Source organism: Haloferula sp. A504 (genome assembly GCF_044385805.1).
Taxonomy (GTDB): Bacteria; Verrucomicrobiota; Verrucomicrobiia; order Verrucomicrobiales; family Akkermansiaceae; genus Haloferula.
This window is the reverse complement of record NZ_JBISBU010000010.1, coordinates 1-21,447: the sequence shown is the minus strand read 5'-3', so window position 1 is coordinate 21,447 and position 21,447 is coordinate 1. Positions and strand designations below refer to the sequence as shown.

15 protein-coding genes are annotated in these 21,447 nt (G+C 63.3%); 4 read left to right on the top strand and 11 right to left on the bottom strand.

Going from position 1 to position 21,447, the window contains the following annotated elements; translation table 11 throughout:
- Nucleotides 1-111: 111 nt before the first annotated feature.
- The 8 genes from ACG2LG_RS07145 to ACG2LG_RS07110 are packed head-to-tail and all read right to left on the bottom strand — an operon-like array spanning nt 112 to nt 9,972.
- Nucleotides 112-819, bottom strand: a complete 708-nt coding sequence (locus ACG2LG_RS07145) for a hypothetical protein (RefSeq protein WP_396257633.1) — start codon at nt 817-819, stop codon at nt 112-114.
- On the bottom strand, nt 816-1,805 hold the full coding sequence (locus ACG2LG_RS07140) for a VWA domain-containing protein (protein WP_396257631.1): 990 nt from the start codon (nt 1,803-1,805) through the stop codon (nt 816-818). Before ACG2LG_RS07140 ends, ACG2LG_RS07145 begins: the two co-directional genes overlap by 4 nt.
- Nucleotides 1,799-2,812: a VWA domain-containing protein gene (locus ACG2LG_RS07135; protein WP_396257629.1), complete on the bottom strand. Its 1,014-nt coding sequence runs from the start codon at nt 2,810-2,812 to the stop codon at nt 1,799-1,801. The genes ACG2LG_RS07140 and ACG2LG_RS07135 overlap by 7 nt, the downstream gene beginning before the upstream one ends.
- 10 nt (nt 2,813-2,822) lie before the next feature.
- Nucleotides 2,823-3,680 (bottom strand): hypothetical protein, encoded by an 858-nt coding sequence (locus ACG2LG_RS07130; protein WP_396257627.1) that lies wholly within the window; start codon nt 3,678-3,680, stop codon nt 2,823-2,825.
- The gene (locus tag ACG2LG_RS07125) at nt 3,677-4,543 is read right to left on the bottom strand and encodes a DUF58 domain-containing protein (RefSeq protein WP_396257626.1); all 867 of its coding nucleotides are present in this window, start codon (nt 4,541-4,543) and stop codon (nt 3,677-3,679) included. The genes ACG2LG_RS07130 and ACG2LG_RS07125 overlap by 4 nt, the downstream gene beginning before the upstream one ends.
- A gap of 5 nt (nt 4,544-4,548) precedes the next feature.
- A complete protein-coding gene (locus ACG2LG_RS07120; RefSeq protein WP_396257768.1) occupies nt 4,549-5,553 on the bottom strand; it encodes an AAA family ATPase in 1,005 nt (334 codons plus the stop codon).
- 25 nt (nt 5,554-5,578) lie between these two features.
- Complete coding sequence (locus tag ACG2LG_RS07115) at nt 5,579-6,289, bottom strand: hypothetical protein (RefSeq protein ID WP_396257625.1); 711 nt, start codon at nt 6,287-6,289, stop codon at nt 5,579-5,581.
- An 8-nt stretch (nt 6,290-6,297) separates the two neighbouring features.
- Entirely contained in the window at nt 6,298-9,972 is a 3,675-nt protein-coding gene (locus ACG2LG_RS07110) for a hypothetical protein (RefSeq protein ID WP_396257623.1), read from the bottom strand.
- A 168-nt stretch (nt 9,973-10,140) separates the two neighbouring features.
- Here ACG2LG_RS07110 and ACG2LG_RS07105 point away from each other — a divergent pair, with 168 nt between their 5' ends.
- Nucleotides 10,141-10,926: a DUF1080 domain-containing protein gene (locus ACG2LG_RS07105; RefSeq protein WP_396257621.1), complete on the top strand. Its 786-nt coding sequence runs from the start codon at nt 10,141-10,143 to the stop codon at nt 10,924-10,926.
- 24 nt (nt 10,927-10,950) lie between these two features.
- Here ACG2LG_RS07105 and ACG2LG_RS07100 read toward each other — a convergent pair whose 3' ends face one another.
- Nucleotides 10,951-11,901 carry a sugar phosphate isomerase/epimerase family protein gene (locus tag ACG2LG_RS07100; protein WP_396257619.1) on the bottom strand — a complete coding sequence of 317 codons (951 nt, stop codon included), beginning with the start codon at nt 11,899-11,901 and terminating at the stop codon, nt 10,951-10,953.
- 404 nt (nt 11,902-12,305) lie between these two features.
- On the opposite strand from ACG2LG_RS07100, the gene ACG2LG_RS07095 reads away from it, so the two are divergent.
- Nucleotides 12,306-16,226, top strand: a complete 3,921-nt coding sequence (locus ACG2LG_RS07095) for a hypothetical protein (RefSeq protein ID WP_396257617.1) — start codon at nt 12,306-12,308, stop codon at nt 16,224-16,226.
- 45 nt (nt 16,227-16,271) lie between these two features.
- Here ACG2LG_RS07095 and ACG2LG_RS07090 read toward each other — a convergent pair whose 3' ends face one another.
- Nucleotides 16,272-17,351 carry a substrate-binding domain-containing protein gene (locus ACG2LG_RS07090; protein WP_396257615.1) on the bottom strand — a complete coding sequence of 360 codons (1,080 nt, stop codon included), beginning with the start codon at nt 17,349-17,351 and terminating at the stop codon, nt 16,272-16,274.
- A 72-nt stretch (nt 17,352-17,423) separates the two neighbouring features.
- Complete coding sequence (locus ACG2LG_RS07085) at nt 17,424-18,494, bottom strand: substrate-binding domain-containing protein (RefSeq protein WP_396257613.1); 1,071 nt, start codon at nt 18,492-18,494, stop codon at nt 17,424-17,426.
- A 116-nt stretch (nt 18,495-18,610) separates the two neighbouring features.
- Here ACG2LG_RS07085 and ACG2LG_RS07080 point away from each other — a divergent pair, with 116 nt between their 5' ends.
- Together ACG2LG_RS07080 and ACG2LG_RS07075 are read left to right on the top strand one after the other, a co-directional pair.
- Nucleotides 18,611-20,998, top strand: coding sequence for a DUF6288 domain-containing protein (locus ACG2LG_RS07080; RefSeq protein WP_396257611.1), 2,388 nt, complete (start codon nt 18,611-18,613; stop codon nt 20,996-20,998).
- Nucleotides 20,999-21,031: 33 nt separating this feature from the next.
- On the top strand, nt 21,032-21,447 hold a 416-nt coding region (locus tag ACG2LG_RS07075), incomplete at its 3' end, for a hypothetical protein (RefSeq protein ID WP_396257609.1).

Here is a 21,447-nt window from a genome sequence, read left to right as displayed (position 1 = left end):
AACCCGCTCCGAGCATCATGATGCCGAAGACAAGCAGAAGAGCGATCCGGGGACAGGCTGCCACGAAAGCGCGAGGCTGAAGGGATGGTGAATCGTTAGGGATCATGATCATTAGTGTCCTGGTGCCGAGGGTGACTTCATGAAGGCTTCCTTGCCGCTCGCGCCCGGCCGCCTCATTCGGGTCGGCCCGGGAGGATCGGGCAGTGGGTCGCTCTCCATCCGGGCCAGATCCATCCGCACGAGACGGACGGACTCCTCAAGGTTCTGCTTGAGGATGCGGGCCGTGGCGGTGTCGGCCTCGTCGTACTTGTCGGTCAGCAGACAGTACTGCTGCCGCGCATCGTCCGCGGCCGGCACCCATTCTTCCCGGGTATATCCCCGCATTCGCATCTCGGTTGCCGCTTGATAGGCGCCGGAGGCGGCGGCGGCGCGGAAGTTGTCTTCGAATCCCTCGGGCCACTCGCCGGATTGGATGGCCTCCATGAGTCCCTCCAGTTCGTGCAGTCCTTCCTCGATGAATCCCTGCCGGATCACCACCAGCGCCTTCTCCAGCGCGATCTGTTGGCGGGGGATGACGCTTTCTTCCGACTTCGGCAGCAATCCGAGCGCCTCCTCGTACTTGGATCTCGCCTCGGCAAGCAGCCGCTCACGCTCACCACCTTCGCCAACCTCCGCAGCCGCCTGCACGGCCTCGCGTGCCGCGTCCCACTGTCTGGATACCACATCGTTCCGGCGGGCGACCGCGCCCTCCGGGCTGAACCAGTGATAGGCCAGCCCGATCGGAATCATCAGCCAGATCATCGTGATCCATCCTCTCATGCGATCTTCTCCCTTCCCTTGATGTAGTTTGCGGATTCGCCGAAGAACTCAAGAGCCAGCGGAATCGCCGCCAGAACCGCGGCGCCGATCACCACCGCGAGGATGGCAAGCTCCCTTCGGGTCCAGACAAGCACACGGCCGAGAGGCTGCGGTTTGGTCAGGTCCCCAAGAAGCTGGTCGGACACCCAGGTAAGGTTCCCGTCATGATAACTTCCGCCCAGTCGCCGGGACAACTTGGTCAGCTCGCCGCGGTCCTGTCGCGACAGGTGTTCGTGGATCTCGGTCGGCTGCCGCGGGTCCCCCACTCCGACCACTACCACCCGGCCGATGGCCTCGGGCAGCACGGGGATGGCGGTTTCCTCGACCGTATCGCCATCCGAGATGAGCACCATGGTGGCACTGCCCGTCCTCCAATCCCGGGCCACATCACAGGCGAGCGCCACTCCGCGGATCATGTCGGTTGCCCCCGGCTCGAAGGCGTTCGAGAGCGGGCGGTCCATCATCTCCAGCACGAGGGACGGATCGGGGCAGTCCACGACCACTGGTCTCGCTTCGGTGTAAAAGGCGAGCAGCGAGAAATGGAGCTGGTCGTGGGCCATGCGGTTGATCAGGTCGGCCGCGATGGCCTTCGCCCGGCTGGCGCGGGAGATACGCCCCCCTCCCGCCCCCTTATCCTCCCCGGCATCCGCGATGCCTTCCATGCTCGGTGAAACGTCCAACACGAAGATCACGTGACGGAGCTTCTCTTCGGGAAAGTCCCGCTCGCCTCCCGCAATCGGTTTGATCAGCAGGAGCGTCGTGCACCCCCACACGAACACCCCCACCGCAAGGGCCCGCAGGTAGGGCACGTGCTTCACCCATGGCCGGGGGGCCTCCGCCGGGCCGAAGGCCAGGGCCGCCACCACCCGACAACGCCGGGCATGCAAGGCCTCGGCTACGAGCACGAGGACCATGGCCAGCAGGGCAATGACGGGGGCGATCACCATGGCGTGTAGCGGAAGCCGAAGAGAGTCATGACGAACAGGGAGGCGAGAAAAAGACCGATGCGTGCGAAAGGTCCGTAGTTGTCGATGGAGACCGGCACGGTGGCGATCATCTCGACGGGCTGCATTTCGTCGATGCGCCGGAACACCTTGCCGAGTTCCTGCTCGTCGAAGGCGGGCAGCACCGCGCCGCCGGTCTGGTGGGCGATGTATTCCACCTCCGGGTTGACCCCTTCCTCGCACAGCGAAATCACGAATACCCGGACGCCGTGACGGCGCAAGGCCCCCACCACCTCGTCCTCCGCGCCTCCCTCCAGATCCTGCGGCTGACCGTCGGTGACCAGGATGATCATGCGGCTCGCAGCTTCCGGGTTCGTCCGGGTCGCCTCGATCCGCTCGTCGCGGCGCTCGAATTCTTCGATGCAGGCCAGCAACGCCTTGCCGGCATGGGTCCCGCGCTTGTTCGTCGGCAGGTGGAGCGGATGGATGAAGGTATCGGCGTTGGCGATCGCAGGCGTGAAACGCGTCAACGGAACCCAGTGCATGCAATCCTCGGCGAACACGGTCAGGCCGAAGGCATCGCGCTTGTCTTCGCGGAACTCCATGAAGTTGCGAATGGCCCGCATCGCGGCCTCGTAACGGGTGATCCCCATCCCGCCGTAGTTCATGCCTTGACCAGTGGCCATGCTGCCGGAGATATCGAGACAAAACTGGATGTTGGTCAGGCGGCGCTGGTTTTCCGGCGTACCCTTCCGCCGGGGACCGGCCGCCACCAGGATGGCCACGGCCAGGAGCAGAGGCGTGAGCAGGGAGCAGGTGTTGATGAAGCGGGCATACCCCGTGCCGACCGCCTGGGTCCCATGATCGAAGGGCATGACCACGGGATGGCCGCGACGCTTCCATTCCCAGAAACCCATCATCACCGGCAGGCACAGCAGCAGGATCACCCACGGCGAGGCGAACGACAGCTCGCCGAAGTCCAGGCCGATCTTCTTGAGAAACGCTTCCATGCCCGGGTGATCAGTGGTTCTCAGCCTCCGCAGTCGCGCGACCTTCGACTTGCAAGGCCGCGATCTCCCGGTAGGGCTCCATCAGGGCCGGCACCTCGATCGCCGGCGACTGCGAGGGGTGGTGAAACCACTCGGTCAGATGCTTCATCAGTTCGCCGGCCACCTCGTGCTCGCGGAGGCGATCCATGACCCTCGCCATCGAAGCGTCGCCCAGGCCGAGCTTCTCCCTCCAGAAGGCGATGAACAGGCGCTCCAGCCGGGCTTGGCCATTCCGGTCGAGGGATCCTTCGGCAGCGCGCAACACCAGCGGCTGCAGAAGGTCGGCGACGGTGGGCTGCGATGCCTCGACGACGACCGCGGGTTTCGGGACCCGTCTTCTTCCTAACAAGATCAGCAAGGCCAGTCCGACCAGCCAGCCGATGGCAAGCAGCACCATCATTCGAGTGTAGCCGCCGATCCTCACTTCCTCGCCGATCCTCACCGACTGGACGCCGATGATCCCGTCGCCCGGCAGGAGCGAATCGACCTCGACCACCAGCGCCGGAAGATCATCCGTGGGGGATCCGTCCCGGCACTCCAGCAGCGCCGCCAGGTTGTGCCTTCCCGGCTCGAGCACGGTGTAGGCCAGCCGATACCGGTAGCCGCCATCGGCAGGCGTGGCGTCCTCGATGCGCAGTTCCACCGGCGCACGCGAGGAGTAGCCGACGACTTCGAGAAGCGATCCGTCGAGCTCGACCTCCCACGTCGCCTCCAGCCCGATCGCCCGGCTAGGCGCCCTCCGCTCATCGACCGTAGCCTCCCCGGCATGACAGAGAGTCGCTATCAGAAGCAGCGCCGACACGGTGCAGGCCCCGAGATCACCTCTCACCTCGCCCCCCTTCCGAGCCTGTTCCTCCGCGCGAGAAAATGGACCAACTTGGGCACGAAGGAGGTTTCGGTTTTCAACAGAACATGATCCACCGCCGCCCGGTGCAGTTCGTGGGCCATGCGGTCGTGATCGTCGAACCAGGTGTGGGAGCCATGCGCCACGAAGGCTTCACCCGTTTCCGCCTCGCGGGCGCGGAAGAATCCCCCGCCCCGCACGCCCCTTTCGGCGGGATCCTGCAGTTGCAGCGCCGCCACATCGTGCTCCTGGGCGGCCAGCTTGAGGGCGGCGACCGCCTCGGGATCGTGCAGGTCACTGAGCGCCAGGATCAGGCAGCGCGACTTGAGCGAGGCGGTCAATTCCCGCAAGGCCACGCCGAGCGAGGTCCGTTCATGGAAGTCGAAGTGCCGCAGATGATACGACCACTGCATCACCAGCCCACTCGACAAGGTCGGCTTGATGTGCAGGTCCCGCTCCCCGCAGGCGAGCACGCCCACCGGGCTCATGCGATCCAGCGCCACCAGGGCCAGCGCGGTCGCGATCTGCACCGCCCAGGCGTACTTGCTGACCGGCATCGAGCTCACGCACATGGAGGCCGAAGTATCGACCAACAGATAAACCGGGGTCATCTTGGTCGCCTCATACTCCTTCACGTGGGGCTTGCCGGTGCGCCCGGAAACCCGCCAGTCGATCTGCTTGACCGGATCCCCCGGGACGTAGGGACGGCTCTGCACGTAGTCCATTCCCGAACCGAGAAACCGCGAGCGGTCCGAACCGTAGCCCAAAGACGTCGCCAGCCGCCGCACCGCGATGGTGAACTGCCGCTGGTTGAGGCGGTCGTGGGCGTTGGCAAGCCGGTAACGCATCGCCATCAGCCCAGCTCGGCCAGAATCTCCTCGAGCACCCGGCCGGCCTCGTGCCCCTCGGCAAGCGCTTCGTAAGTCAAACGAATGCGGTGGAGGATCACATCCCCGGCCAGGGCGAAAATGTCATCCGGCACCACGTAGTCACGGTCGTGAATGAAGGCCCGGGCCCGCGCCGCCGTCACCATCGCCAGTCCCGCACGCGGCGAGCACCCGAGTTCGATCCATTCATGAGAACGCGTCCGCCCGATGAGCTCCACCACGTGCCTGGTGATCACCTCGCTGACATGGACCTGCTGGACGAATCCCATCACCTCCACCAGGTCCGCAAGCCTCGCCACCGGCTCCCGGCCCTCAAGACGGTCGAAGGCGGACTCGGGAACGGCTCCCTCGCCCTGCCGCTTGAGCTTCATGCCGAGCTGCCGGCGGATGATGTCCTCCTCGTCCGCGGCCGGAGGATAGTCGAGGCGGTGGCACATCATGAAGCGGTCGAGCTGCGCCTCGGGCAACTCGAAGGTCCCCGACTGCTCGACCGGGTTCTGCGTCGCGATCACCAGGAACGGCGCCGGCAGCGGATGCGTCACGCCCCCGATCGTGACCTTGCGTTCCTGCATCGCCTCGAGCAACGCACCCTGCACCTTCGGCGCGGCCCGGTTGATCTCATCGGCCAGCAGCAGGTTGGTGAAGACCGGACCCTTGACCGTGCGGAACTCGCTCGTCTTCTGGTCGAGGATCTCCGAGCCGATGATGTCGCTCGGCAGCATGTCGATCGTGAACTGCACCCGTCCGAACTTGAGATCGATCGCCGACGCCATCGTGTTCACCAGCAGCGTCTTGGCGAGGCCCGGCATGCCCTGCAGCAGCAGGTGTCCGCCGGTGAAGAGGGCGATCAACGTGCGCTCCACCGTTTCCTCCTGCCCCACCACCGTTTCCCCGACCCGCTCGCGGATCCTCGGGACCAGATTGGTGATTCGATCCGGTCTTACGGCTTCACCTGTGTTTGCTGTAACCATCGTTGTCAGTTCGGATTTCAAGAGCTCAGGGGGCGGAAATGGTGAGGCCGCGAAGTGCCGGGCGGCCCTGCCGTTCGTCCCAGTGGAACACGCACACCTCCTTGCGGGTCGGACGCAGGCGCCACGTGGTGCGAGCCAGCACCTGCCAGCGTTCCTTGGTCCCAGCCGGTCGGAATGTGATCATCACCGGCGAGTTGCGCGGCTCGTCGAGATCCTCGGGGTCGTGAAGGTTAACGGCTCCCTTCCTGATCCCGAAGCGTTTGCCGTCGAAGCTGACCGCGAACTCGAAAGGCGTTAGGTTGATAAACAGGAAATCGCCGGGCCTGAACCGCTCTTCGTCGATCACCTGCATGCTGAAGGGATACGAAGCCTCTTCCCGATCGAGCTTCGGCACCAGGATCGCCAGCAGGCGGCGGGCGTCGGCGGGTTTCCCGCCCAGGGCCATCGTGACAAAGGCGTCCGCGGGATCGGCCGGCTGGTGCCCGAGCCGGATGACCGCGCCCTTCGGCAAGGGCCGATAGTCGCCGGGCGCCCGCCTCAGCAGCGGAACCTCGACGCTTTCCCCGGACTCGGGATCGAGCAACAGGTCGAGCGAGGGTGGACTTCCGGCGGGCAGGTCGGTGCAGACGAAGCGAATTCCGCTGGCCGGCGATTCTCCGGCCTCCTGCGCGACCAACGCAGCGGAGCCTGTTAGGATAACTGCGGCGAGCGCCGTCTTGAGTGGAACCCGGAACATCATCGGCATCATATTTCCTCGGGGCTCAGCCAGCGGAAGCCGACAATTTCGAAACGCCGACCGAAACGCAGGTTGGTGGCTGCAAGCGTGCCGCCCGCATTCGTTTCATCTCCATTCTCGTCACGGACCACGGATGGGACGTCACGCTCGTCCGCCGGATCGACATAGGCGGGCCCGCGCTGCACGATCGCCTCGCACCAGGCGCGGGCCAGCACCTTGCCCGAGCGGTCACGGCTCTCGCCATAGCCACGGATGCGAAAGGTGTCGTCGCGCACGGTGAGCGAGTTGCCCAGCGCCTGCAGCAGGTCGGACTGGACAACATAGCCGGGAATGCCCGTGAAGCGGGAGCCGGTTGCTGCCTCGGGAAAGGCGTATCCCAGCCCCGAGACATCGGAATCCCGGATCATGTCCTCCCGGCTCTTGAAGGCGTGGTTGATCGACCCCGGCTCGGGAGAATCGTCGTCGTAGTCGATCGCCGCCTGCAAGGCCCCACGCACACCGAGTTCGTCGTCGCTCAGCCGCCGGTTGACGAAATCCGACATGTTGAGGAAGGGACCGCGCAGCTTCACCTGGCGCACGCATTCCTCGGCGAGACGCGCGAGCTGGTCGCGATCGAGATAGCGGACGCCGGACCACCGGCTGAGGCCGGTTGTACCGTCGAAAGCGCCGTTGCGAGGGTCTTTGCACTCCTGCCGTGTCGTCGGCAGATGGAACCGGCTCAACACCGCCTCGTCCTCGTCCGGAGTGATCGTGCCGATCGATCCATCCTCTTCCTGATAGACAAATGGCCGGCCGAGCAGGCCGAAGAAGAGCGCTTTCCAGGCATCCACGGAGGTCGAGTTCACATTGAAGCCGCCATTGATCATCAGGTAGCCCGCCAGCCGGTCCCAGCCGCCGTCCCCGAGCACTTCCTCGATGACCACGTCGGGGTCCTCGCCACCCAGCCACGGCTCGAGCCTCACATCGTCGAGCGGATCGCCCTGCTTGAAGAACGCTTCAAGCCGCTCCTCGGGCGGACGCGAACCATCGACCGGCGTCGCCACCGAGGACAGGAAATGGCCGTCCCACAGCGCGTCGTTGGCCAGCAGCAGATGATCCCAGTAGTCGGAAAACGCCTCGGAGTAGTTCCGGTTGTCGACCCGCGAGACGTCGTGATAGGTGTAGATGTCATCCGGCTCGAGCATCGGATGGGCGAAGGAGTTGCCGATCCCCACCCCGGGCACGCCGCTGTGGTAGGACAGGCGCTTCACCATCCACGTCAGGTCGCTGCGCACCGGAGACTCGCGGGAGAGCGGCGACTCGTCCCACCATCCCGGCAGCAGCCGACATCCGGCAAAGCCGGCAAGACTGGTGATCGGCCGGGTCGGGATTTCCATCACGGGCGCGAAGGAGATCTGCTCGGCACCGGCAACCCCCGAACCGAGAATGGCGTTCACGCCGCTGTGGGGGGTGACCGCCGACAGGTCCACGCCTCCGTCCAGCTCGGTGAAGTGGAGGAAGTACGGACACTGCGCGCGGTTGCGGTCGGTCGGGTTGAGCAATTGCGTGCCGAAGAAGGCAGGGCTGGCGTTGAGCCAGTTCTTGCAGCGCCAGTCGCCCACCCACCCGACATGGCCGGGATAGGACGGCTGGGCGGCGGTCTTGGCCGTGATGCCCACCGACGCGATCGCATACGGCTCGCTGTCGCCATACTGGAAGGGAGCGGCATTCTGGGGATCATCGGCGATGATTTCCTGGTTGGCCTGATCAGGCAGGAACCAGTCGATGCCGAACCAAGACGGCATATGGGCGTCGGCATCCGTCACCTCCCCCGAGCCCTCGACCACCTGGAGTAGACCTCTCGTTCCCTTCACCGTCGTGTAACGCACTGCAAAGGAGCCGGAGTTCGAGCCAGCATGATTGGCATTGTGGCTGACGGCGTTGGAGAAACGCAGCGAGATTCCGACGCGGGGCCGGCCGGTGAGGTTTTCCATGCCCGGAACCTTGAGCCGGCGCTTGTCGAAGTTCTGCGGCTGATAACCGAGCTGGAACTTCGCATTCTTGTACTTCTCCGCACTGTCCTCCGAATGGGAGAAGAACAGCATCTCGCCGGGCTCAAAGATGATCGGCGGCCCGGTGGAAGTGCCGTTCGATGTGAAGTGGGTCTGAAGATCGCCGCCAAGCCTGTTTTCGTTGCTGTTTGGAGACCGATAGTCGAACTCGACCCAGTTACTCATCGGCTGCCCGTTGAGCCACACACGATATTCCATCTCCAGGTTCTTGTAAAAGAGCGTGGTCTGCCCGAGAAAGTCGTTCGGCAACCTGAGCCGGATGTTGTACGGGTTCCACAGTACCGTCACCGGCGAGAAGGTGATGTAATACTCGAATCGCTCGGGCGAACTCGACACTCTCTCGGTCTGCAGGCCGATGTTCGCATAGTGCTTGAGAATCACCGGCATCCGCGCATAGGCGGCGTCGTTGTAGCTCCCCACTGCGTGCCTCTTGTTCTTGTTCAGGAACATCGAAACGAAGGCCGCGGATCCGTCATACTGCACCGAGGGTTCGAAGATTCCCGCCAGCGTCGGGTTCGGGATCGGGTTCGGCTGCGGACGGTACATCCGGTAGAAGGCATGCATCCGCCCCCAGGAAAACAGGGTGCGCTGCGGCAGCTTCGGCGAGTAGCCGGCGAGATCGCGGCTCGTCGGCCGGACGGCGGGCTCGTGATCGCTTTCGATGCGATAGCCCTCCGGGAGTTCGTCGTTCTCGAAGAGGAGGTTGAGGTCGGTCTTCAGCCGGCCGTCGCGCACGTCGATCGGCAGGGAACGGCTGAAGGCGGTGAGGGCATGGAAGCGTTTCCGTAGCGGACTCGCACTGCCGCCCGCCGCCACGACCGCCACTTCGGCGGTGGGCAGGGAAACGTAGCGCCGGGCCGATACCTCCCCGGGTGCCAGCGCCTCCAAGCCTTCCAGCGGACGGGCGTCGGCATGCGACAACGAGCCGATGCCGGTCCGGATCTGCTCGATCGACCGCCGCTCGACCGCCGGATTGGCGATCGAGGCCTTCTGGTTCTCCGCCCCGACCCACCAGGCCAGCGCACCCGTCCCACCGGCCTCGATCAGCCCCGCCCGCACCCGTTCCTCCGTGGGCGGCGATGCGCCGAGCGTGCCCTCGCCGACCAGCAACACGGAGTTTTCCCCATCAAACCCGAAGCCCCCGCGGGACGGCGCGTCGATCTCGCTCAGGACATCCGGCTCCGGGTGCGAGATCAGCCAGCGACGGAAGAGACGCTCGTCGCGCCCCTTCTTGTAGGTGTCCCCGATTGCCAGACGGCTCCCATCTTCCAGCTCCATCTCTCCATTGAGCCAACTGCTCCAACTGTCCCACACGCCGAGTATCTGGCCGGAAGTCCGAAGCCCGTCCACCTCAGGCGTGTCCGGAGTCGAGTCGAAGATCGCGCTGTTGGCGGTGATGCGCCGGTCTGGCCCGGCCTGTTTCTGCAACTCACCGAGCGCGACCACCAGGGCCAGCCGGGCATTGGCCCGGGCCTCTGTCATCGCAAGGCCCTGGCCGCCGGCACGGAGGCGAATCGTCGCCAGACTGAGCAGACCCACCGCCAGAAGCGAGAGCAGCACCATCATCATCACGGTGACCACGAGGCTGAAACCCCTGTGGCGTCCGAAACGGGATCGGGAAAGGGACTCCATCGGCCAAATGACGAAACCTGATTACACCGCACCGAGGCCTCGCCTCCGATAAAAAAACAGAATGCATCTGACACCATTTCTAGGACAAGGATCCATTCTACAACCCTCGATTGCAGGCTTCCCAGCCGACTCGCAGGCGAGTGGCATTTCCGGGACGCTCCCGAGTTGATGTCAATTGGAGTCGCCTTCTTTCTCGAGGCCATTACCCTCCGCGGCATGCGACCGGTTTTGGTCATTCTCTCAATGGCTGGCGTCCATGCCGCCTCGCTCCATGCCGAGGTCCGGCCACCCGAGGGTTTCACCGCCCTCTACAACGGCAAGGACCTCAGCGGATGGTGGGGCGCCAACACCGAAAACCCGGAGAAGTATCTCGCGCTGCCACCCGAGGAGCTGGCCGCAAAGATGAAGGGCAGCCTCGAGGACATCAACAAGCATTGGAAGGCGCAGGGAGACGAACTCCACAACGACGGACACGGACTGTTTCTCACCACCGAAAAGCTGTATGCCGACTTCGAGCTGCTCGTGGACTACAAGACGGTTCCCAAGGCAGACAGCGGAATCTACCTGCGCGGGATTCCCCAGGTCCAGATCTGGGACTCGACCGAAAAGGCCAAGTTCAAGCTCGGAGCCGACAAAGGCTCCGGCGGCCTCTGGAACAACCGCAAGGGAGCGGCAGGAAAGGACCCGCTGGTGCTCGCCGACAAGCCCTTCGGGGAGTGGAACCACCTCCGGATCATCATGGTGGGCGAGCACGTCACCGTCTTCCTCAACGGGAAGCTGGTCGTGGATCACGCCAGGATGGAGAACTACTTCAACCGCAAGGGCCGCGTGCCCGACAAGGGCCCGATCCAACTGCAGACGCACGGCGGGGAGATCACCTGGCGGAACATATTCATCCGCGACATCGGCGCCGGGGAAGCGGCACGGATCATGGCGGAGGGCGGTGTCGAGTAGGCCAGCTCTCGCTCGTCTTTGGCATCATTCCCGCGCTCGACGGAGTGCTTCGCGCAGGTGTTCCCGGGCCGCGCGGTAATTTTCCGCCCCCACGTATTCGAGGATGAAGGGCGCATCGGGGGTGCGCTCGGCAGCCAACCGGGCGAAGCGGACGTAATCGAGATCACCCTGACCGGCCGGGACGCCGCGATCGACATGCAGCTTGCGGTCCTTGGCATGCAGGCAGTCGATGTGGTCGCCGAGCTGGTCGAACATCTCGTCGAGGTCGTTTACCTCGAGCAGGTTCGCCGGATCGAGCAGCGCCCGGAGGCGCGGTGAACCGACTGCCTCGAGGAACAATCGAGTTCGTTTCGCGCTGGTGAGAAAGCCCCGGAAAAAGGGCTCCAACAGAACCACCGAGTCGTGGCGCTCGGCCAGCCCGGCCAGATCCTTCCCGGTGGCCACCATCTGCTCCCAGACCGATTGCTGGAAATGATACTCCACCGCCTGCGGCTTCTCCGGCTGGTGGTGGCCCGCCTCGGTGATGAAAGTTCGCACGCCCATGTGCCGCCCGACGACCATCATGTCCTCGAAGTAGTCCAGGTTCGCCTTGCGCTCGGCGGGGTCCGGATGGATCAGGTTGGTGTAAACACCGAGGCTGTGGATGCCCACCCCGGCATTGCGGTAGGTTTCCGCGATCTCCCGGCAGCGTTCGGCGGTCAGGCCGGAGAGGTCGCTGCGCCCGTTGTAGCGCCAGAAGTTGCTGTCGGTCTGGCTGAGGAAAAGCTGGATGGTGGAGATCCCGGCATCCGCGAGTTCCCGGGCCAGCTCCGCGTTGCTGAACTTCGGAAAGCCGAAGGTGGCGATGCCGATGGTCGGCGTGCGTTCGGGTGTTGGAGTTGGCCCATCCGCAGCGCGGCCCGCGACCGGCAACGAAAAGGCGCCCGCCAGGCCGGTCTTCAGTGCCGCGCGCCGGTTGATGAGTGGAGTGTTCAAAGCAATTTCCCTGGTGACGAGGCCGCGACAGGCACGCCTCAAATGGTGAATGAGGAACGCCGCGGGCCGGAGCACAGGACATCGGCGTCGGGGGCATCCCGCCGATGACAAGCGGACGCATTCTGCCTGATCCCATCCCAGCGGTTCGTCCTCATGAGCGTCTCGATACTTGGACGAACGTGTGCTTGCATGCCGATATTTCACGGAGCACCGACTCCGATGCGCTGGAGGGAAGAATGCGATGGGCTTGAAGGACGATCCATTCTGATCGCTACCCTATTTTTGGTATCAGGCTTCAGGCATGAAGGGATTTGATGCCTTCGTCTCGATCGACGAATTTCGGCCCACACGTCGAGGCGATGGCGGCAAGGCCATCCTTCCGGCCTGCCTCCGAACCCACCCAGATGAAACGCTCCAGCCGACGGCACGACCGCCCGACCTTCCTCGCCCTCGCCGTCGTGCTCCTGATACTGGCGGCCTGCCCGAGTCGACTGCACGCCCAGCAGCTCGACATTCTGGTCATCGGCACCAGTCGCTCCTACTCCAGCGACCAGTATCCCTCCATCGCCGGCAATCAGAATGCCTTCAATCCCCAGCTGATTGTCGACGAGTTGCAGAACATTCTCGACGACGACGGCGCCTTCACCACCGTGAATGTGCGCTTCGAGAACATCTCGGACAACACCACCACGAGACTCCTGTACAACCCCACGACGAATGCCACGTCGAGAGCCTACAGTCTGCTCAACTACTACTATTGGCCGGACGGAAGAGCCAACCGCCTCGCCAACCTGCGGGGCGCGGGCACCGCACCGGAGGACAGGGCATGGGATTACGTCATCCTCATGGGCGACCCCTCCTTCATCGCCAACACGCCGGGGGTGTATGCGATGGGGGTGAAGCTCATCGTCGACACGGTCAGGCAGGGAACGGCCGAGCCCGTTCTCATGATGCAGTGGCCGCACGCCGGCTCCTCCGTCCCTGTCGCCGATTTCGGGGAAGTCTCCTACCGGGTCGGTGACTCGGGCGCTATCACGGTCGCCCCCGCCGGCTTCGCCTGGGACGACTACACCTCGAAGGATTCGGGCACCCATCCCACCGCCGATGGGGCCTATCTTGCCGCCGCCACCCTCTACCACAAGATCCTTGGCAAGGATGCGGCCAGCGACTCCACCTACACCTACAAGAACCATCCGACCACCAGTGCACTGGCGACCCTAGCCAACAACACCGTCCAGACCCACAACACCCAGAGCCACTACTCGGGAGTCTTCAATCAGGAGAATCCCCACAAACGTCTCGATGACAAGGACCGGGTCATCCGCGGATCGGGCGTCCAATCCAGTTCGGAACAGGGCTTCCTCAAATACACGCCTTACGCCAACCAACGGCACTTGTACGGCCTGCTTCAGCCGCAGTTGTCGCTGGAAAACTACGACGACAACCCCTCGGGATTCAGTGGAAAACAGCACCTTTACATCGGCCGGAACAACCCGTCCGGTTCCACGCGCTACGTGGTGCAGCCGGCCACCTACCGGACCACCTATGCCTTTCCCTTCGCGATCCGCGATCAGGACGACCCTGAGGGCGATGGCGGCTTGGAGATGCTCTACGGCATCGACACCATTACGGGCAGCTACCGTGGAGACACGCGCACCGCCTTTGACCTCATCAACCTGAATCACGTTGCAAGCGGGGTGCGCGTGCTGCCGATTCAAACCATCTGGGCCGCCGCCAAGGATGCACTCGGTATTACCTCACCATTTTATTCGGACGGCAACCACTACGGAGCCGTCGTCAATGAGGCCGCCGTCGCCTACCTGATGACCAACCTCACTGGCCGCTGCCCGATCGGCAAGAACGGCACCGCGGATGAACGCACACGTCGCAGCATCGGCTATGAGACCTCTTGGATCATGTCCACGCTCAACCTGCGCCCTCCCGGCTTCACCACCCAACCGAGCTCCCACACGGCCAAGACAGTGACCCCGGGCACGGAGGAGACGATGTCGGTCTATTTCGTCAATCCACCCGAATCGCCGGTGACTGTGGATGTGTCACTCAGTGCGGGGACGGCAGCCATCGTCAGCCCCAAAACCCTGACCTTCGACGGCACGAATCACGACACCATCCAGAACGTCAGCGTGGTCGGGATTCCCGGTGCCAGCAGCGCGGAGAGCTTTGACGTGCTCTTCCAGTCCACCTCCGCGGATATGAACTTCGCGGATCTGTCGGATTCCTGGAGATACACCAACAATCGCGCTGCCACCGAATCGCTCAGCATTTCCGAGCAGGCAGATCGCCAGGTGGAAGCGACCACCAATGTCTCCAAAACCATTGACCTCCAGGTCGCCGGCAGTTCTTCCAGTAATACCGTCCTGACCCAACCGACTCATGGTTCCCTATCCTGGTCGGGCTCCGACGTGATTTACACGCCCGATACCGATTACAGCGGTCTGGATTCCTTTGCCTTCGCCGTGAACACCGGTGGCACCCTGACCAAGGGCTACATCGAGATCACAGTGAGTAATGCACCCACGGTCGTCATCACGGAATCCGGTGACTCCACTGATGTGGCCGAGGGCGGCGCGACGGATACCTACACCGCCGTGCTCAGCGAAGCTCCCAGCCAGGATGTTGTGGTCACCATCAGCACGGATGCCGAAGTCAACGTTTCCCCCACCACACTCACCTTCACGACTGGAGATTGGAACACGCCCCAGACCGTTACCGTCACCGCAGTCGATGATTCCGATCACGAGGGATTCATCCACACCGGCATCATTTCCCACTCAAGCAGCAGTTCCGACCCCGATTGGGAGGCCGTCGCGATCAATAGCGTAACCGCGAACATCCAGGACGACGACAACAATGCGCCCACCGTCGATGCCGGTGCGAATCAAACCGTCGTTCTGGGCAACTCCGGCCCATGGACTCCGGAAGAGCTGACCACGACCGTGGTCTGGTATGACGCCAGCGATGCAGAAACCATCACGGAGAACAGCGGCTCGGTCAGCGCGTGGAATGACAAGAGCGGCAGTGGCAACCACGCCACCCAGGGCAACGCCGGCAACCAGCCGGAAATCGGCGTCCAAACCCTCAATGGGCTCCCCCTGATCACCGTCCGGGCTGGCAACAAGCACATGGCGGTCGCCAATGGTCCCAACCGGCTCATGGGCGTCGGCGTGGTCAACATCCGAAGCACCGACGCCTCGACCATCCTCAATATCGGCAGCAGTACGGGCGGCGCCAATGAGTTCTTCATCAAACACAACCAGGTCTCCTTCGATGGCACCAATGCGGCCTCGGGAAAATACAATCTGGATGGCGGTGCCTTCTCCGGGTTTGCGACCAATCATTCGCTCACGACCTCCGGGGCGCACATCTGGGGAGGCGCTTATGGTTCGACGAGTTCGCTGAACACCATCCTCAACCGCATCGGACTGAACTCCGACAACACCGGTCATGACGTGGGTGAAATCCTCTGGTTCAGCAACGAGCTCTCCACCGAAGACCGCCAGAATCTCGAAGGTTACCTCGCCCACAAGTGGGGCTTGGCCGGTAACCTTCCCGGAGACCACCCCTACAAGTCGGAGGCGCCGGGAGCCGCCGGGGTCATCGTCACCCTCGACGGCACGGTCCTGGATGGCGACAGCGATCCGATCACCGCAAGCTGGCAGGTGACGAGCGGCAATGCCGCCGCCGTGAGCTTCGACGATGCCACCGCCATCGACACCACCGCCACCATCACCGAAGCGGGCACCTTCGTGCTCAGGTTGACCTGCAACGATGGCTACGGTGCGGTCTTCGATGAAGCGACCATCACCGTCACCACCGCAGCCCCCGATCCCTTCGCGTCCTGGATCGCGCTCCACGACGTCGGCGGAATGACCGGACTCGATGACGACTACGATGGTGACGGCAGCAGCAACCTCCTCGAGTTCGCTTTCGGCACCAATCCGGCCGTAGCGGACGCGCAATCGCTGGAATGGGACGGTTCGACGGTGACCCCGGGCAATCCGGTGGTTCAGCATGCCTTCCCGGACGGCGGTGGTGTCGACTTCACCGTTCGCTTCATCCGTCGCAGGGATCATGGAAGCCCCGGCAGCGTGAACTACTCATGGCGCTTCAGCTCGGACCTGACCGACTGGGAATCCAGCGACGCCTCACCGGCCCCTGGGTGGCTGCAAGCGCCCACCCCGTTGGGCACATTCACGGGCGTCGACGGCGCCACCTACGACCTCCTGGAGCTCAACTACCCGTTCTGGCTCGACTCCTCGAAGAAGGCCCGATTTTTCCAAGTGGGGGTCGGGTTGGCACCGTGAGCTCCTGCGACCTCCGATCGGAACCCCGCCCCATGTGCCGAATGCCTACCACTTCAACTCCCCGGATCGGACAGGCCCGATGGTTTCGCCCTCGTGAAGCCGTGCCTCGATGAAGCACTTCCGGGTGTCCTCCCGACCTCTGGCGATGTTGCTAGCCCACCTCACGGCCCTGCGCACCGCCGGGCGATGATCCCAGCGAATGTGCGAGACCTCGGGGCGCGTCCACAGAAAGCTGGGCTCGTAGTCGTTGCAGAACAACGACACATCCCTCGGTGCCAGGACCCCCTTGGCCGCCAGCTTGAGTTGGACAGCATGAAGGGTCACCGGATCACTCACCAATAGTGCCGTGGGAGGGGTGGTGTGAAACAGGGAGTCGATGACCCGATCGAGGCCTGCCGGTGTATCGTCCCAATCGGGGACGTTGTAGGGTCCGGTCTCAATTCCCTGCTTCTCCAGCGCTTCGATGAAAGATCGCTCAAAGAAACCCAATTGCGGCTTCCTCCGGTATTCCCGCGTCAGCAGCACGATTCGACGGTGGCCGAGGGCGTGGAGTCTTTCAATCAAGGCCGAGATCACCGGAACCTTTCGGATCCCGGCACCGGCAATCCTGATGTTCATCTGTCGGCCATGGAGCCCGAAGGTGGGAATCTCCTGCTGCTTGAACCATCCAAGAATTTCACTCGACCCGGTGCCGACGACCCAGGCATCGACACCGATGGCCCGGACCGCCCGCGCAACCCTGTCCACATTCATTCCCAGGTCCTTCATGCTTTTGGGACATGCGATAACATCATGACCGGCATTCATCAGTTCCTGACGAATGGATAGAATGTCATGGCTCGCGGCACTCGCGGCACTGAAGTTCAGCACGCCCACCTTGAGCGTCGCCGCCTTTCCCCGGGCCGCCTCGACAATTAGTCTTCTCTTCCGACCTCCCTGATAAAGGATGAGTCCCTCGCGCTCCAACTGCTGCACCGCCTTGCCGACCGCCACGGAGTTGACCCCCAGGGTCTTGACCAACTGCTGCACCCCTGGCAACGCACCCTTGAGCGTGCCGCCGTGGATCTGCCGCCGCAGATGTTCGGCAAGTTGTTCACTGGTCGATAGCTTGCGGAATAGCTCCATGTCTTGTTCTGTTCTGATTCAGGTGCCGAATGCCAATGGCGGAAGCCGTGTGAACCCCAGTCGATCGTCCCATCATGCCATTGGCCCGACCGGCCCGATGGTCCCACCTTCATACAAGTGCGTCTTGATGAAGCTCTTGCTGGTGTCCTTCCTGCCTTCGACGATGTGATTCGCCCATTTCGCAACGCGACGCGCGACGGGACGATAATCCCATTGGATGTGGGAGACTTCGGGACGCGTCCACAGGAAGCTCGTTTCAGAATCATTGCAGAACAGGGAAACATCCCTCGGAGCAAGAATGCCCATGGATGCCAGATGAAGCTGGATGGCCTGAAACAGCATGGAGTCACCGACAAGCAACGCCGTTGGCGGGGTGGACCTGAACAACGAGTCAATGACCTGCTTGAGGCCTTCCGGCGTATCCTCCCAATCCGGAACATTGAACTTACCGGTTTGGATGCCGTGCTTCTCCAGCTCCTCGATGAACGACCGCTCGAGCAGGCCCAACTCCGGCACCCGCCTCTCTTCCCTGGTCAGCAAGACGATCCGGCGATGCCCGAACCCCACCAACTTCTCAATCACGGCCGAGATCACCGGAACCTTGCGGGTGGCCACGGACGCCACGTTCGCCTCGTTGAAACGCCCATACATGGCAAAGGTCGGCTTCCGCTGCTGCTCGAACCACTGCAGGACCGGGCCCGAGCCGCCGAAGACGATCCACGCATCCGCATCCAACGAAGTGACTTGCCTTCGGATCCGGCCGAGATCCCTCCCCAGCTCATGCATACTCTTCGGACAGGAAAAAACCGTGTGTCCCAGCCTCATCAATTCCTGCCTGACGGCAAGCACATCACAACGCCGTGCATCCGATGTCTCGTAATCCAGCATGCCGATCCGCAGCAAATTCGACTTTCGGACCACCCTCTCGGCCACCCTCCTGCTCTTGCGGTCTCCCTGATGGATGATCAGCCCCTCGTGCTCCAACTGCTTCACCGCCTTGCCGACCGCCACGGAATTGACCCCGAGGGTCCTCACCAGCTGTTGCACACCGGGCATGGTGCCCCTGAGCGTGCCGTCCTCGATCTGTCGCCGCAGGTGTTCAACAAGCTGCTCGCTGGTGGATCGGCGACAGAATGGCTCCATGGGTTGATCCTATCCTAGATTCGGTGCCAGAAGTCAACATCCATTCCCCGCAAGACGACCCGTGACAGGCCGTAGTCGAAGCCAATTCAGTCCGACAACCACCCACCAGACCATCCATGACGATTCCGCAGCTGATCCTTTCCGTGCTCATTGTGGCCTCCTCCATCCACGCCGCGGAAAAGCACAAGCCCCTTGCCTTCGGCGCGATCGGCATCGAGGGCCACGCCTTGCCCCGATGGCCGAAGACCGCGGACACCATTCACGTCACAAGCTGTGAGGAAGGCTCGCCAGCCTCCGGCAAGCTCAAGGCCGGCGACATCGTCGTTGGCATCGGGAACGAAAGGTTCACCGAGCACCCGATTGTGGCCATCGCCCGGTCCCTCGATCAGGCGGAGGCCCCGGGCGGAGAACTCGTTCTGCTCCTCGAGGATGGAGACAAGGTTTCCCTCCAACTGCGAACGCTCGGCGCCTACAGCCCGACGGCGCCCTACAACTGCCCGAAAACCGATGCCATCATCGAGCAGGCGGCCGGTCGACTGATGAAGGAGGAAGGTTTCGGCTCAAGCCCCACACGGACCGGGCTCCTGGGACTCATGGCCACGGGGGAACGGAAGCACCTCGATGCGGTTCGGGACTACATCCACCGCTCGGACATTCTCAAGGTGGATCCAGAGGTCGTCGACCAGTATTTGGAGACCGGACAACCCGACATGGGATCCACGGGCTGGACCTGGGGCTACAACTGCATCGCGCTGGGAGAATATTACTTGCTGACCAGGGATGAAGCGGTGCTGCCTGCCCTCCGCACCTACGCACTCGGCCTTGCGCGTGGACAGGACGGGGTCGGCTTGTGGGGTCATCGCATGGCCCGGGGAGACCTGAGACGCGCGCCCGGCTACGGAATCATGAATGCCGCGAGCATTCCCAACTTCGTCGGCCTGCTCATCGCCCAGAAATGTGGCCTCAATGAACCCGCACTGGATGCAGCGATCGAGAAAACCTACGCCTATGTGGCCGACCACATCGGCAACGGCGGCTTCCCCTACGGAGTGCACGGGCACAAGCCTGAGATCTTCAACAACAACGGATCGAGCGGCTCGGCGGCGGTCAGCATGGCGCTGAAGGGCGACCAGCGGGGCGCCAAATACTTCTCCCGGGTCTGCGTCCCCACGCACGATCAGTTGACCGTGGGCCACGCCAGCCACTTCTTCAATCCGCTCTGGACGCCACTCGGTGCCAGCCTGTCCGGACCTGAAGTCACCCACGAGTTCTTCATGCGCTCGCTGTGGTATTTCAACGGCAAACGCCACTGGCAGGGAGGCTTCCCGGGCCAGGGCCGTGGCGGGTTCTTCGCGGGCCAGGCTCTGCTGACCTACTGCCTTCCCCGCAAGGTGCTTCTGATCACCGGCCGGGAGGCCGACCCGTCCATCTGGGTTCGTGACCGCGAGAAGGTCCACAAGCTCATCACGATGGCCAAGATCGACTACTCGGCCAAGAGCACCGACGAACTCTTCGAGATGTTCAACCACCCCTTCCCCCAGGTGCGGGTGGGCGTGGTCCGGGAGGTCCAGGCACGACGACGGGCCAGCACCCACAAGGCCGAGAAGGACCGTTCGACCGACCCGATCAGCCCCCGGCTGGAACGTCTCGCCACGCACGGCAACGAGCGGGAGAAAATCACGGCTCTCGAATGCCTGGGAGGAGTCATGTCCCGGGAGGCAACCCCGGGCACCGCGTCGTTCCTCGCCAGCGTGCTCAATGACACCAGCGAATCCCTCGACGTGCGGGTCGCCGCCGTGTCGGCGCTGGGTCAGGGAAATTGCCGCCAGGATGCCCTCCCGTTCTACGACGACATCATGAGGCTGGCCTTGGAGGAGCGGTCCGAGCCCGATCCGTTCGGGCATGTGGACACCAAGATCGCCCAAGCCCTGGAAACCATGACCCGGGCAATCAAGGCGCCGGAGCTGGAGGAAGGCATCGAAGTCGAGAGCCGGGTCCGCTACCGGGTGGCCGAACAATTTCTCGCCCATCCCCGGCAACCGGTCAGGAGTTTCGGGGCCTCGCTTCTGCAGGACATTCCCCTTGAGGACTTTCACATCGTCGCGGACGAACTGCTGCATGTGCTCGAGGACAAGGACCCCGGCTATCACACCTACAGCAGCACCTTGAACGCCGACGGCATCAAGGTGCTCGCCAACCTGAACATCAAGGAAGGCCTGGACTTCCTCGAGGAAGGGATCTTCCACCGGGGTGGCAAGTGGGGTTTCAAATATCAGGCATTGATGGGTGCCCTGCCGAAATACGGTGCCAATGCGAAGCCCTACATTCCCAGATTCGAGGCTCACAAGGACATCAACAAGGAAGGCGACCGATTCACTCCACGCTGGCAGAAGGTGGTCGAGCAGATCATGAATGACACCAACCCGCGCAAGCTCATCACGGTGGAGGAAGCCAAGCGGATCGGACTCAATCTAAAGCAGGAGTCCGACAAGCAAGCCGAGTAGCCCCCCCTGCCCCGACCCAAGCTCTCAACGGACATGAACCCATCCGGACCCTTGCCCAAGTTCGCCGCCACGCTCCTCACCCTGTCCCTGATGGGGGCCATCCCGGTGAGCGCCGCACCCAATGACCCATCCTCGAAGGAGGTCAAGAGTCCCGCCATCAAGTCCTACTGCATCGACTTCAACTGGGCACTCGGTCGCAGGGCGGGCTTTGCCAGACCCGGCACCTGGGCCGAGGCCGATCCGAAAGAGCACGCTCAGTGGTACAAGGACATCGGGGCCAATGTGATCCAGACCTTCGCCGTGTCCTGCAACGGCTATGCGTGGTACAAGAGCGACCTCATCCCCGAGCAACCGGGCCTCAAGCACGACTTCCTCACCGAGATGGTCAAGCTCGGCCACGCCGAAGGCATGAAGGTGATGGGCTACTTCTGCATCGCGGCCAACACCCG

Coding starts and splice junctions, on each gene's coding strand:
- ACG2LG_RS07145 (WP_396257633.1), bottom strand. CDS start 819: ATGAGAGGATGGATCACGATGATCTGGCTGATGATTCCGATCGGGCTG.
- ACG2LG_RS07140 (WP_396257631.1), bottom strand. CDS start 1,805: ATGGTGATCGCCCCCGTCATTGCCCTGCTGGCCATGGTCCTCGTGCTC.
- ACG2LG_RS07135 (WP_396257629.1), bottom strand. CDS start 2,812: ATGGAAGCGTTTCTCAAGAAGATCGGCCTGGACTTCGGCGAGCTGTCG.
- ACG2LG_RS07125 (WP_396257626.1), bottom strand. CDS start 4,543: ATGCGTTACCGGCTTGCCAACGCCCACGACCGCCTCAACCAGCGGCAG.
- ACG2LG_RS07120 (WP_396257768.1), bottom strand. CDS start 5,553: ATGGTTACAGCAAACACAGGTGAAGCCGTAAGACCGGATCGAATCACC.
- ACG2LG_RS07115 (WP_396257625.1), bottom strand. CDS start 6,289: ATGTTCCGGGTTCCACTCAAGACGGCGCTCGCCGCAGTTATCCTAACA.
- ACG2LG_RS07110 (WP_396257623.1), bottom strand. CDS start 9,972: ATGGAGTCCCTTTCCCGATCCCGTTTCGGACGCCACAGGGGTTTCAGC.
- ACG2LG_RS07105 (WP_396257621.1), top strand. CDS start 10,141: ATGTCAATTGGAGTCGCCTTCTTTCTCGAGGCCATTACCCTCCGCGGC.
- ACG2LG_RS07095 (WP_396257617.1), top strand. CDS start 12,306: ATGAAACGCTCCAGCCGACGGCACGACCGCCCGACCTTCCTCGCCCTC.
- ACG2LG_RS07090 (WP_396257615.1), bottom strand. CDS start 17,351: ATGGAGCTATTCCGCAAGCTATCGACCAGTGAACAACTTGCCGAACAT.
- ACG2LG_RS07085 (WP_396257613.1), bottom strand. CDS start 18,494: ATGGAGCCATTCTGTCGCCGATCCACCAGCGAGCAGCTTGTTGAACAC.
- ACG2LG_RS07080 (WP_396257611.1), top strand. CDS start 18,611: ATGACGATTCCGCAGCTGATCCTTTCCGTGCTCATTGTGGCCTCCTCC.